We start from the raw sequence: 12136 nt of genomic DNA, 5'->3' as shown, positions 1-12136 counted from the left end.
ACTCCCAGGGAGGAACGCAGGACGAACTATTGGTTGCGACTTTCTGTTTCGAACCCGAAGGGGGGGTTTTGCTCGTGATCGTGTTTCTTTCGGCCTGCCCGAGCAGATACCGCACAGCCGCAGGTGAAAAAGCGAACTAGTGGGCCCGGTCGGGATCAGTGCTGCTCGGCCTGTTCAGGCGCAATTCTCGTGGCGGAGACAATTGCGAATACGGAGACGAGCAAGGCGATGACCGGGGCAGGAAGATAAGACACGGCACCCGTCACACCGAAGAATCCCCACACGGACAGGGCAATGGAGGCGAGGGCAAGTTCGACGGCGCTTCCAGCCGAGTCCGCGACCTGGAGCCAGCTCGAGACCTTCCCGTGTTCACGAGATGGAGTGAGCTCGAGGGCAAGGACGGACAGGGTCGAATGCATCAGACCGGTTCCCGCGCCGCAAAGAAACCAGCCGAGCATTGAGGGCCACACGGGCATCGTCGGGGCGACGAGGAGCAGAGTCGGGGTGAGTCCGACAGCGAGCAGGATCGTGCCGATGAGGGGCAGGCGCATACGGATCGCGGGATCACGGAAACGGGACTGCAGGGTCGCTCCGGTCGCCCAGGAAATGGAACCGATCGTGACCGCGAGGGCAGCGGAGTCTGCTTCCCAGTGATGGACCCTTTGGAGGATTAAAGGCAAGAACGCTGCCCCACCCGCCTGCGCGCCCATTGCCGCAAGCCTCGTCATGATTGCTGAGGGGACGCCCCTGCGAAGTCGGAGGGCTCCCTTGGGCAGGAGCTTGGGCAGGGATAAAGCACTCAGAAAGAGCCCACTCAATGACAAGAGGATGAGCTCTGTGCCGCCAAGAGCCCCGGAGAGTTGAAGGAGAAGCACGCCCGTGCCCGCAAGCAGTGCGAGGAACAGCAGTCGCTTCAATGGTGCGGGGGTGAGGTGTTGTGTGCGGAGCTTACGCAGCGCCGAGATGAGCGGAATGACCGCGAAAGCGGCGAGGATCGGCACCGCCCAGAAGACGGGGCGCCAACCGATCGACGCCGCCACCCATCCGGCGATTGCGGGGCCGACGAGGCCGGGAAAGACCCACGCCAGGGAGAACGCGGCGAAGAAGAAGGGCCGATGCGAGGGGTCTGCGATCGCGCCAATGAAGACATAGAGGGGCACGATGACGAGGCCGCCCCCGATTCCCTGGATGAGGCGCCCTAGGGTGAAAAGGGCGATCGTCGGTGAGAATGCGGACACGAGCAGTCCCGTGGTGAAGAACACGAGGCCGGCGACGAGGACCGCCCTCGGTCCTTTGGAATCGGCGAGGCCACCGGCCACAACTGTTGACGCGATCTGCGCTGCCAGAGTCGCCCCGGAGGCAAGAGAAAACCAGGATTCCGCATCCAGATCTTGCACGACATTCGGCATGATTGTCGTCGTTGCGAGCCCCTCGAAAGCTGCGAGGGTGATGAGCAGGACGGATCCGATGAGGAGGGAGACCTCCAGGGGAGTCCAAGGCGTGCGTGAGGATGGGACAGCAGTCACTCAGGAATGGTGTCATGTCGGCTCTCTTGCGGCCAATCGACGGGCGTAGACTTCTGGGGCCGCCGCCTGTCTCGCGGATGGCGATGATGAAAGGAAGACACACGTGCTCCGCACTCACAACATCGGCACTCTCGGGGTCGATCTGATTGGACAGACCGTCACTCTCACCGGCTGGGTTGACCGCCGACGTGATCATGGCGGGGTTGCATTCATTGATCTTCGTGACGCCTCCGGTATTGCACAGGTCGTTGTCCGCGATGAATCTGTCGCTCACGAGCTGCGCTCCGAGTTCGTCCTCAAGGTGACCGGCGAGGTGTGTGCCCGCCCCGAAGGCAACGAGAACCCAAATCTGTCGACGGGTGCGATCGAGGTCATGGGAGATGACATTGAGATCCTCAACACCTGCGCGCCGCTTCCTTTCCAGGTTTCCTCGCACGCTGAAGACTCCGGCAATGTCGGCGAAGAAACTCGGCTGAAGTACCGCTATCTGGATCTTCGTCGCGAGGTGGAGCAAAACGCCCTCCGACTGCGCTCGAAAGTGTCGAGAGCTGCCCGCGACACTCTCTACGAGCACGATTTCGTTGAGATCGAAACCCCGACCCTGACTCGTTCGACTCCCGAGGGGGCGCGCGACTTCATTGTCCCGGCCCGTCTTTCTCCCGGATCGTGGTACGCGCTGCCCCAGTCTCCGCAGTTGTTCAAGCAGATGCTCATGGTCGCCGGGATGGAGCGCTACTTCCAGATCGCGCGCTGCTACCGCGATGAGGATTTCCGTGCGGACCGTCAACCCGAGTTCACGCAGCTTGACATTGAGATGAGCTTCGTCGACCAGGACGATGTGATCGCGGTTGCTGAGGATGTTTTGAAGAACGTGTGGAAGCTCATCGGCTATGAGCTGCCCACTCCGCTGCCGCGCATGACATACAAGGATGCGATGGAGAAGTACGGTTCGGATAAGCCGGATCTTCGCTTCGGGCTCGAATTGACGGACCTGAGTGAGTACTTCAAGGACACGAGTTTCCGCGTCTTTAAGGCCCCTTATGTGGGTGCCGTGGTCATGCCGGGAGGTGCCTCGCAGGGGCGTCGTACCTTCGATAAGTGGCAGGAATGGGCGAAGGCGCGTGGGGCGAAGGGTCTCGCCTATGTCACTGTGGGCGAGGACGGCACTCTTGGCGGTCCGGTCGCGAAGAACATCACCGAGGCCGAACGCGAGGGGCTGGCGGCCGCGACCGGTGCGAAACCCGGTGATTGCATCTTCTTCGGCGCCGGCAAGCCCACTGCTTCGAGGGAGCTTCTTGGTGCGGCCCGCCTGGAGATCGGCAAGCGCTGCGGTCTCATCGACCCTGATGCCTGGGCTTTCACTTGGGTCGTTGACGCTCCGCTCTTCAAAGCGACTGGTGAAGCCGAGGCCGAGGGCGATGTCGCCCTCGGGCATAGCGCCTGGACTGCGGTCCATCATGCTTTCACCTCGCCGAAGCCCGAATGGCTCGACAATTTCGATGAGGATCCGGGTAACGCCCTCGCCTACGCCTATGACATTGTCTGCAATGGCAATGAGATCGGCGGAGGATCGATCCGTATTCACCGCCGCGATATCCAAAACCGCGTCTTCAATGTCATGGGGATTGACGCTGAGGAGGCGCAGACGCAGTTCGGCTTCTTGCTTGATGCGTTCAAGTTCGGTGCTCCTCCGCACGGCGGTATCGCATTCGGCTGGGACCGGATCGTCGCTTTGTTGACGAAGTCGGAGTCGATCCGTGATGTCATTGCCTTCCCGAAGTCGGGCGGGGGCTTTGACCCGCTCACTGAGGCTCCGGCTCCGATCACCCCGCTGCAGCGTAAAGAGGCCGGTGTTGACGCGGCACCGAAGAAGCGTGGCGAGGAGGCTGAGGCTGCAGAGTGAATTGTGTTTTTCCTTTGCTCGTCTTCGTGTGATTCGCACCTGAGCTGAGGGGCTGTGGGGCGGCACGGTAAAGGTGCCGTCCCACTTCTTTCTCTCTTTCCGCAATAGTCCAACGGTGGGACTATTCCTGTGCATATAATGTGCTATGGGCGCTTCAATGACGCAGAACTCCTTCTGGATCCTCACCGTCCTCGCCCGAGGACGCAGACACGGCTACGACATCATGCGAGAGGCCGCAAAACTCTCCGGGGGCTCCGTCGCCTTGAAAGCGACCACTTTGTACGCGGCCCTCGACCGCCTCGAAGCCGAAGGACTCATCCTCAAAGACGGCGAAGAGATCGTTGACGGACGAGCGCGTCGCTACTACCGCCTCAGCGACGAGGGAGCCGACGCCCTCGATGATGAAGCCAATGCTTTAGAAATGCGAGCCTCGATCGCGAAAGCGCGACTCATCAGCAGGAGGAGCCTGGGCGCAGGCGCTTGGCCGAGCATCCCCTGCGTCACCCCCTGAGTACACGCCTGGTGAGTTCACACACCGAGAAAGCCTTGATGAGGAGGGGATCGACATGCCAGTCGAAGACGAAGCTTTTGAGCGTCTCCTGCGCCTCTATCCCAAACCTTGGCGCGAAGCCAATGGTGAGGTGTTCCTCGCCACCGTCACAGATGATGCTCGTGCCAAAGGTCTGAGCAGACCTGACGCTGCTCTGTGGGCGTCCGCAATCGTTCACGCTTGGGGGATGCGGCTGAGCTCGAAAATGGCAATCATCCTGTCGGGAATCTCGATCCCCTTGGCTGTGCTCTACCAGGCCGTGTACTCGCGAGCCCTGTTCGACAGCTTGGGCGCTCTTCCATTGAACCCGGAGGACTTGCCGTACGAGCCGCTTCTGAGAGTCGTTGAGCTTCTTGTCGGTAATCTGCTCCTTCCAATCCTCGTCATGACTGCAGCGGTCTGTTTCATCGCCGGACGATCCCTTCTCACTCCACCGCGAGCATTGGCATCCACCACAGTGGCGGCCCTTGCCTCGCTCGTCCACATGATGACGCGAATGATGTGGATCCTTGCCGCCCGAAAAGGCGAAGGCCTGCCCGATCACACGATGGAGAAAGTCGGCAATGGCCTGTGGTGGGCGGGCATGCTCACCCTCGCCATTGCTGTCGCCCTGCTTGTGGATCAACTCCTCGAAGCTCGCGTGTCTTCCACATTCTTGCGGTGGGTGTTCGCTGTGCTCATCGGCGTGTCCTTCGCAGTCATGGGTGCCGCCCTCGTGGAGATTCCCCTCGCCTGGCTCGTCTTCGCTGTTCCACTCTTCCTCGCCTCAGTGATGATGGAGGTGGACAAGCGGCGCAGAGTTGCGGCGGATGAAACGGATCGGCCGAGCATGCGAATGCGCCCTGTGAAGCTCGCGCTCAGCACTCGTATCGCAGTCACCCTGCTCGCCGCCCTCGCGCTCGTCCTTGCCTTCATGGACAGCGCATTCGGCTTCTTTCCCGGTCTGATCCATCTCATCGCTGGACATGCAGGAGCAGAGGAGCACAGCGGGGAAGTGGCTTCACTCGTGATCTCCGCCTGCGCCTGGATCGGCGTATTCCCCATGCTCGCGGCGTGGGGTGTAGGCGAGTCTGCTCAACGCGAAGATTCGCGTCTGCACATCTGGGGGCCGATCATCTTACTCATGGCCTCCTGGGTGATGGTCACGATCATGACGGTCCCACCAATGAACTCGAGCCCATTGGTGCACCACCTTTACGACGCGCTTGAACCGGTCACAGGGGACCCGAAAGGTTTCGGGGCGATCATCGTGTGCTTCGCTCCCGCTTCGACTGCGGCGGTCATCTGGATGGTCGACCGTTTCCTTCCCAAGGCTCTGCCGATTCGTCTCTTGAGTGCCGTCCTCGTCGCGTTCGCCTGGTTCTTCATCTCCTTCTTCATCATCATGGGCACGCCCTTCTTTTTCAATCCGCTCCTTAGCCTCCTGGTGATCATCAGAGTCTGGACCGTGCGTAAACGCATCCCAGTGGACACGCAGAGCACCTCTCATTCACTCCCAAGGGCACTGTGAAAAGCGGCACAATAGATGCATGTCGTACGTGGAAATGCATCCGGTGAATCCCCAAGCCCGTTTCGTCTCGAAAGCCGTCGAGATCATCCGCAGCGGGGGAGTAATCGCCCTGCCTACAGACTCCGGCTATGCGATCGCTTGCGCGCTGGGGAACAAAACAGGAATGGACCTCATCCGCCAAGTCCGCAAACTCGATGAGAAACACAACTTCTCCCTGCTGTGCCACTCCTTCGCCCAGCTCGGTGAACTCGTCCTCGTCGACAACTCGCAGTTCCGCACGATCAAGGCACTGACTCCCGGCGCCTACACCTTCATTCTGCCCGGAACGAAGGAAGTGCCCAGGATGACCTTGAACAAGAAGAAGCACACGGTCGGCGTTCGCATCCCGGATCATGTCATCACTCAGGCGATCGTTGAAGCTCTCGGCGAACCCCTCTTGTGTTCGACCCTGATCCTGCCGGGTGAAGAGCTTCCCCTGATCAATGGCTACGAGGTCGATGAGGCGATCGGAAAGCTCGTTGATCTGGTGATCGTCGGTCCGGTCGGCGGAGACGAGGCGACGACGGTCATTGACTTCACCGAAGGATCGGGTGTGATCGCCAGGCGCGGAGCCGGAGACACCTCACTCTTCGAATAGTCCGATCTGTCCTCCTGAAAGTGCCCGCTGTTAGCCTTGGAGGGACATCTTCAGCTTCGAACGCGGCACGTCCAAGGAGGATCATGAAGGACAGAGGTCCATGCCTCGTCGGGCTTCGCGCCGCCCTCACTTTCCCCGGTGTTCCACTTGATGCCGTCGCGCTCCCTGTGGGGGCCGCGTGCGGGTGTCCGGGGCTGGCCCTCAAAGAGAAGAAGGTGTGAGTGGACCTCTTCGAATCACTGAGCACAGAGCCCAGCGGAGCTCCAGCATTCGATCCGGATGCTCCCCTTGCCGTGCGGATGCGTCCCTTGAGCGTTGACGAAGTCCTCGGGCAAGAACGCCTCCTCGCCAAGGGTTCTCCTTTGCGTCGACTCCTCGAAGCTCCCGCACCGGGGGCGCCGAAGGTGTCCTCTGTGATCCTGTGGGGCCCTCCGGGAACGGGGAAAACAACCCTCGCCTACCTCGTCGCACGCGCCAGTGGGAGAAGATTCGAAGAACTCTCCGCAGTGTCGTCCGGGGTGAAAGACATCCGCGATGTCGTATCGGCCGCTCGGAGGAACACTGCCGCCAAGGGTGAGGACACCATCCTCTTCATTGACGAGGTTCACCGTTTCTCCAAGTCACAGCAAGACGCCCTGCTGCCCGCAGTCGAGAACCAGTGGGTCACACTCATCGCCGCGACAACCGAAAATCCCTCCTTCTCAGTCATCTCCCCGCTCTTGTCGCGCTCTTTGCTCCTCACCCTCGAACCCCTTGAGGAGGAGGCGATCAGTCAACTCATTGATCGCGCCCTCGTTGACGAACGCGGACTCAAAGGCCTCCTTCGCATCGACAAGGACGCCAAAGACGCGCTCATCAGGGTCGCGGGCTCGGATGCGCGCAAGTCCTTAACACTCCTGGAAGCGGCCGCCGGAGCCGCCGCACAGGACCAATGCGAGACAATCGGCCTGACGCACGTCGAATCGGCAGCAGACTCCGCCCTCGTCAGATGGGATCAAGACCAGCACTACGATGTCGTTTCCGCCTTCATCAAATCCATGCGCGGCTCGGATGTCGATGCTGCCGTGCACTACCTGGCGCGGATGCTCGAAGCGGGGGAGGACCCGAGGTTCATCGCCAGGCGCATCATGATCTGCGCCTCCGAGGACGTGGGAATGGCTGCTCCCGAAGTCCTGGCAACCACAGTTGCCGCAGCTCAAGCGGTCGCTATGATCGGCATGCCCGAAGCTCGAATCATTTTGTCCGAGGCGGTGATCGCCGTTGCGACCGCACCGAAATCCAACGCCGCATACCTCGCCATTGATCGGGCGATCGCGGACCTTCGACACGGCAAGGGGGAAGCGGTGCCGATGCATCTTCGCGACTCCCACTATTCGGGAGCGAAGAGGATCGGGCACGGCCAAGACTACGTCTACGCTCACGACGCCCCGCATCACGTCGCAGCTCAGCAGTATCTGCCCGAGGACCTCAGGGGCACTCGCTACTACGAGCCGACGCAGATCGGGCATGAGGCCCTCATCACGAAGCGTCTTGCTGCGCTTAGAGAACTCCTCACCATGAGGTAGGGTGTTCGAGTTGCCATTAGGCAACCCTGGGGTCTTAGCCGAAGGAACACCTGTTCCGGGAGTCGACCCCGTGACCCGAGAGAATCTCGGACCACGACCCACGAGACAGGAAAGAAAGAGGAAATGGCTCAAAACCGTTCCCGCAAGCAGGTGCGCGAGTCGCGCGCCCTCGGCCTCGCCCTCACCCCGAAGGCCGTCCGCTACTTCGAGAAGCGCCCCTACGGCCCGGGCGAGCACGGACGTTCGCGTCGCCGCCAGGAATCCGACTACGCGGTTCGTCTCAAGGAGAAGCAGCGTCTTCGCGCACAGTACGGCATCCGCGAATCGCAGCTGCGCCGCGCCTTCGAAGAGGCCCGCCGCACCGCCGGTCTGACCGGTGAGAACCTCGTCGAGCTCCTCGAGATGCGTCTTGACGCCCTCGTTCTTCGCGCAGGCTTCGCCCGCACGATCCAGCAGGCCCGCCAGTTCGTCGTTCACCGTCACATCCTCGTTGACGGCAAGATCGTCGACCGCCCCTCCTTCCGCGTCAAGCCCGGCCAGACCATCCAGGTCAAGCCCAAGTCGCAGACCACCGTGCCTTTCGAGATCGCCGCGCAGGGCATCCACCGCGATGTTCTCCCTGCCGTCCCCGACTACCTTGATGTCGAGCTCGAGCGCCTCAAGGCGACCCTTGTGCGCCGCCCGAAGCGCGCTGAGGTCCCCGTGACCTGTGACGTTCAGATGGTCGTCGAGCACTACTCGCGCTGATCTTCTTCTTAAAGACCCCGGGAATCTTGGTTCCCGGGGTCTCGCTGTTGCTTCCCGCCCGGGACGGATGTGCTCGGGCCACCTCCAACCCATTACGATGAGGACCCATGCGCACCTCTGAGATCCGTTCCCGATGGCTCGACTACTTCGCGTCCAAGGACCATCACGTGGCTCCTTCCGTGTCGCTCATTTCGCCCGAGCCCTCCATTCTTTTCACCGTCGCGGGAATGGTGCCCTTCATCCCTTACATCCTCGGAACCGAGGCGGCCCCCTGGCCGAGGGCCGCATCCGTCCAGAAGTGCATCCGCACCAATGACATCGACAATGTCGGCAAGACAACACGTCACGGCACTTTCTTCCAGATGAACGGTAACTTCTCCTTCGGGGACTACTTCAAGGAGGGGGCGATCGATTACGCCTGGGAGCTCCTGACGAAGCCCGAGGCCGAGGGCGGCTACGGCCTGGATGGCGATCGTTTGTGGATGACGATCTGGGAGAAGGACGAGGTCTCCTTCAACCATTGGACGAAGACCATCGGCGTCGACCCCGAGCGCATTCAGCGCCTCCCCTTCGAAGAGATCTCCTGGTCGACTGGACAGCCAGGACCGGCCGGTGCGTGCTGTGAGATCCACTACGACCGTGGTCCCGACTACGGTCCCGAAGGCGGGCCGATTGTTGATGTCGCCGGCGATCGTTTCCTTGAGATCTGGAACCTCGTCTTCGACGAGTTCGTCCGAGGCGAGGGAGAGGGCCACAACTTCGAACTTGTCGGCAAACTCGACAAGACCGCGATCGATACGGGCGCTGGCCTTGAACGCCTCGCCTTCATCATGCAGGACAAGCCGAACATGTACGAGATCGACGAGGTCTTCCCCGTCATCGCTGCAGCCCAGGAGATGTCCGGCAAGACCTACGGCCTTGGCGCTGCGGGCCCCAGCGCTGGGAATGCTTACGAGGATGATGTGCGCATGCGCGTCGTCGCAGACCATGTTCGCTCCGCCCTGATGCTCATCAATGATGGAGTGCGCCCCGGAAACGACGGACGAGGCTATGTGTTGCGCAGGCTGATCCGCCGCGCCGTGCGTTCCATGCGCCTCCTCGGAGTCGAGGACGCGGCACTGCCGACCCTGCTCACCGCATCGAAGAATGTCATGTCCTTGTCCTATCCCGAGCTGAACTCGAACTGGGACACCATCCAGGATGTCGCCTACGCGGAGGAGGATGCTTTCCGCCGTACTCTCAGCGCCGGGACGACCATCCTCGATACCGCAGTCGCCCAGGCGAAGGAGAAGGGCACGAAGATCCTCGATGGGGCTTCGGCTTTCGCCCTTCACGACACCTATGGCTTCCCCATCGACCTCACCCTCGAAATGGCTGGAGAGCAGGGAGTCGCAGTCGATGAGGACGCTTTCAAGACTCTCATGCAAGAGCAGAAGGATCGCGCCCGCGCTGACGCCCGAGCGAAGAAGACCGGGCATACGGATGTTCGTGTCTTCCAAGACATTGAACGGGAAATGAAGGGCGGATCTCTCTTCCTCGGGTACACGGAGAGTGCACTCGAGGCGACGATTACGGGGCTTCTCGTTGATGGTGTGCCCGTGCCCGCGCTGAGCGCTCCTGCCGAGGTCGAGGTCGTCCTCGACAAAACCCCCTTCTACGCGGAGATGGGTGGCCAGCTCGCAGACCACGGGACGATCCGCCTCGCAGATGGCGGCATCATTGAGGTTCACGATGTCCAAGCGCCTTTGAAAGGCCTGTCGGTTCACCGTGGCACCCTCACCGAAGGCGTCGCTGCGCTCGGCCAGAAGGCGTGGGCGCAGATCGACTCTGAACGCCGCCTGGCGATCGCTCGCGCACACACGGCGACTCATATGGTGTACGGGGGTTTGCGCAGGGTGTTGTCGCAGGACACGGAGCAGGCCGGTTCTGAGAACTCGCCCTCGCGTCTGCGTTTCGACTTCCGTCACTCCTCAGCTCTTGAGCAGTCGCAGCTTTCGGATCTTGAGGCTCTCGTCAATGAGAAGCTTGCTGAAGATCTGCTCGTCACGACCGAGATCATGTCGATTGACGAGGCCCGAAAGAGTGGCGCAATCGCCCTCTTCGGTGAGAAGTACGGCGCCGAGGTCCGTGTCGTGACCATCGGTGATGGCTTCGATAAGGAGCTGTGCGGTGGCACTCACGTCGCTTCGACGGGGTGCATCGGGCGGATCGCGCTCCTCGGTGAGGCCTCAATCGGTTCGGGTGTCCGTCGAATTGACGCACTCGTCGGTGAGGGCGCCTATTCCTTCCAAGCGAAGGAGCATGCCCTGGTCGCTCAGATCTCCGCTCTTCTCGGGGGGCGTTCTGAAGAGCTGCCCGCTCGAATTGAGGCTCTGCTTGCGCGTGTGAAGGAGTCGGAGAAGGAACTCGACAAGATCCGCACTCAGCAGGCCCTCGCCCAGGCGGCCACTTTGGCTCAAGCTCATGAGTCATTGAATGGCATTGCTCTGGTCGCGAAGGACGCTGGTGAGCTTCCCTCCGCCGATGCGCTTCGCGGCCTCGCTGTGGAGGTGCGCGACCGGATGGGAGAGGCTCCCGCAGTGGTCGCCCTCATTGCCAGGGTTTCCGGCAAGCCCTCGATCGTTGTCGCCGCGAATCAGCGTGCTCGCGACGCGAAGATCAAGGCCGGCAAGATTGTGAGAGCCGTCGGTTCCTACCTTGGCGGTGGCGGCGGGGGCCGTGATGACATCGCCCAGGGCGGTGGCACTCGCCTGGACGCGATCGCAGAGGCCTTGGAAGCGATTCGCCGCGAGGTCGCTGACTCGTGATCGAGCGCAAGGGCGTACGCATTGGCGTTGATGTTGGAACCGTCCGGGTCGGGGTTGCTCGCTGCGATCCGGACGGCATCCTCACGATGCCCGTTGAGACACTCATTCGCCAAGAGGACCGCTCCGACATTGATCGCATTGGTGAGATTGTCGACGAGTATTGCGCAATCGAAGTGATCGTTGGTTTGCCACGGCACTTGAAAGGCGGCGAAGGGGTCTCAGCGAAAGCGGCACGCAGGTACGCTCTAAGGATCAAGACTCTCAGACCGGAGATCCGTGTTGCTCTTGTCGACGAGCGCCTGACCTCGAATCAGGCGCATGCTCGGCTGCGAGCCTCAGGTATTTCCGAGAAGGACCATCGACCGATCATTGACCAGGTGGCAGCACAGATTATCCTCGAACAGGCCCTCGAAGAAGAGCGCATGTCCGGGCGCGCACCGGGTAAAGAGATCACTTTGGAAGGGAGCAGCGCTCAGTGACGACTCCGACCCCACGTCCTCCGTTCAAGTCTCGTCGAGAAATTCACCACGGGCAGGCCCCCACTTCTCGTCGAACTCCTGAGACGGACTCTTCTCGCCCGGAGGCCACCTCTTCCCGCCCCGAGGCACAGGATTCTTCTCGGAAGGCACGGGATTCTCGCTCTCAGGGGCCTTCCTCCGCTGCGCCGACATGGCATTCGCGTTCTCAGACGGCGAGCTCTCGGTATCAGAGGGGAGCGTCGCGCGCTGAGACGCCCCCTTCACGCAGGACCCCGCCTCCTTCACGCCGTGGGACACTCCCTTCACGCCGAGAGGGAGCATCTTCTCGCGCCGATGTCCCTTCTTCTTCCCAGGCGACCGCGCCTCAGGCTGGGAGCGCCGCTTCAGCTCGTACGGCACCAGCTTCGCGTCG

11 protein-coding genes are annotated in these 12136 nt (G+C 61.5%); 9 read left to right on the top strand and 2 right to left on the bottom strand.

Annotated elements, in window-relative coordinates; all coding sequences use genetic code 11:
* Positions 1 to 155 precede the first annotated feature (155 nt).
* On the bottom strand, positions 156 to 1526 hold the full coding sequence (locus tag JFX23_RS00315; protein WP_198774911.1) for an MFS transporter: 1371 nt from the start codon (positions 1524 to 1526) through the stop codon (positions 156 to 158).
* 103 nt (positions 1527 to 1629) lie between these two features.
* On the opposite strand from JFX23_RS00315, the gene aspS reads away from it, so the two are divergent.
* The 9 genes from aspS (at position 1630) to ruvX (ending at position 11724) form a co-directional block, all read left to right on the top strand.
* The gene (aspS, locus tag JFX23_RS00310) at positions 1630 to 3429 is read left to right on the top strand and encodes an aspartate--tRNA ligase (RefSeq protein WP_198774910.1); all 1800 of its coding nucleotides are present in this window, start codon (positions 1630 to 1632) and stop codon (positions 3427 to 3429) included.
* Positions 3430 to 3574: 145 nt separating this feature from the next.
* Positions 3575 to 3940, top strand: coding sequence for a PadR family transcriptional regulator (locus JFX23_RS00305; protein WP_198774909.1), 366 nt, complete (start codon positions 3575 to 3577; stop codon positions 3938 to 3940).
* 55 nt (positions 3941 to 3995) lie between these two features.
* On the top strand, positions 3996 to 5489 hold the full coding sequence (locus JFX23_RS00300; protein ID WP_198774908.1) for a hypothetical protein: 1494 nt from the start codon (positions 3996 to 3998) through the stop codon (positions 5487 to 5489).
* 19 nt (positions 5490 to 5508) lie between these two features.
* The gene (locus JFX23_RS00295) at positions 5509 to 6126 is read left to right on the top strand and encodes an L-threonylcarbamoyladenylate synthase (protein ID WP_005963875.1); all 618 of its coding nucleotides are present in this window, start codon (positions 5509 to 5511) and stop codon (positions 6124 to 6126) included.
* An 83-nt stretch (positions 6127 to 6209) separates the two neighbouring features.
* Positions 6210 to 6347, top strand: coding sequence for a hypothetical protein (locus JFX23_RS00290; RefSeq protein WP_198774907.1), 138 nt, complete (start codon positions 6210 to 6212; stop codon positions 6345 to 6347).
* Complete coding sequence (locus JFX23_RS00285; protein WP_198774906.1) at positions 6348 to 7691, top strand: replication-associated recombination protein A; 1344 nt, start codon at positions 6348 to 6350, stop codon at positions 7689 to 7691.
* 123 nt (positions 7692 to 7814) lie between these two features.
* A complete protein-coding gene (gene rpsD / locus JFX23_RS00280) occupies positions 7815 to 8438 on the top strand; it encodes a 30S ribosomal protein S4 (protein ID WP_005963866.1) in 624 nt (207 codons plus the stop codon).
* 107 nt (positions 8439 to 8545) lie between these two features.
* Positions 8546 to 11245, top strand: a complete 2700-nt coding sequence (gene alaS, locus JFX23_RS00275; RefSeq protein WP_198774905.1) for an alanine--tRNA ligase — start codon at positions 8546 to 8548, stop codon at positions 11243 to 11245.
* The gene (ruvX, locus tag JFX23_RS00270; protein ID WP_198774904.1) at positions 11242 to 11724 is read left to right on the top strand and encodes a Holliday junction resolvase RuvX; all 483 of its coding nucleotides are present in this window, start codon (positions 11242 to 11244) and stop codon (positions 11722 to 11724) included. Before alaS ends, ruvX begins: the two co-directional genes overlap by 4 nt.
* Before the next feature lie 24 nt (positions 11725 to 11748).
* Here the strand turns inward: ruvX and JFX23_RS00265 are convergent, their stop codons facing one another.
* Positions 11749 to 12123, bottom strand: coding sequence for a hypothetical protein (locus JFX23_RS00265; RefSeq protein ID WP_198774903.1), 375 nt, complete (start codon positions 12121 to 12123; stop codon positions 11749 to 11751).
* Between the last annotated feature and the right edge of the window lie 13 nt (positions 12124 to 12136).

It is taken from the genome of Schaalia cardiffensis, from assembly GCF_016405145.1.
Lineage (GTDB): Bacteria > Actinomycetota > Actinomycetes > Actinomycetales > Actinomycetaceae > Pauljensenia > Pauljensenia cardiffensis.
This window is presented reverse-complemented; position numbering and strand designations above follow the sequence as displayed.

Coding starts and splice junctions, on each gene's coding strand:
- JFX23_RS00300 (WP_198774908.1), top strand. CDS start 3,996: ATGCCAGTCGAAGACGAAGCTTTTGAGCGTCTCCTGCGCCTCTATCCC.
- JFX23_RS00305 (WP_198774909.1), top strand. CDS start 3,575: ATGGGCGCTTCAATGACGCAGAACTCCTTCTGGATCCTCACCGTCCTC.
- rpsD (WP_005963866.1), top strand. CDS start 7,815: ATGGCTCAAAACCGTTCCCGCAAGCAGGTGCGCGAGTCGCGCGCCCTC.
- alaS (WP_198774905.1), top strand. CDS start 8,546: ATGCGCACCTCTGAGATCCGTTCCCGATGGCTCGACTACTTCGCGTCC.
- JFX23_RS00290 (WP_198774907.1), top strand. CDS start 6,210: ATGAAGGACAGAGGTCCATGCCTCGTCGGGCTTCGCGCCGCCCTCACT.
- JFX23_RS00295 (WP_005963875.1), top strand. CDS start 5,509: ATGTCGTACGTGGAAATGCATCCGGTGAATCCCCAAGCCCGTTTCGTC.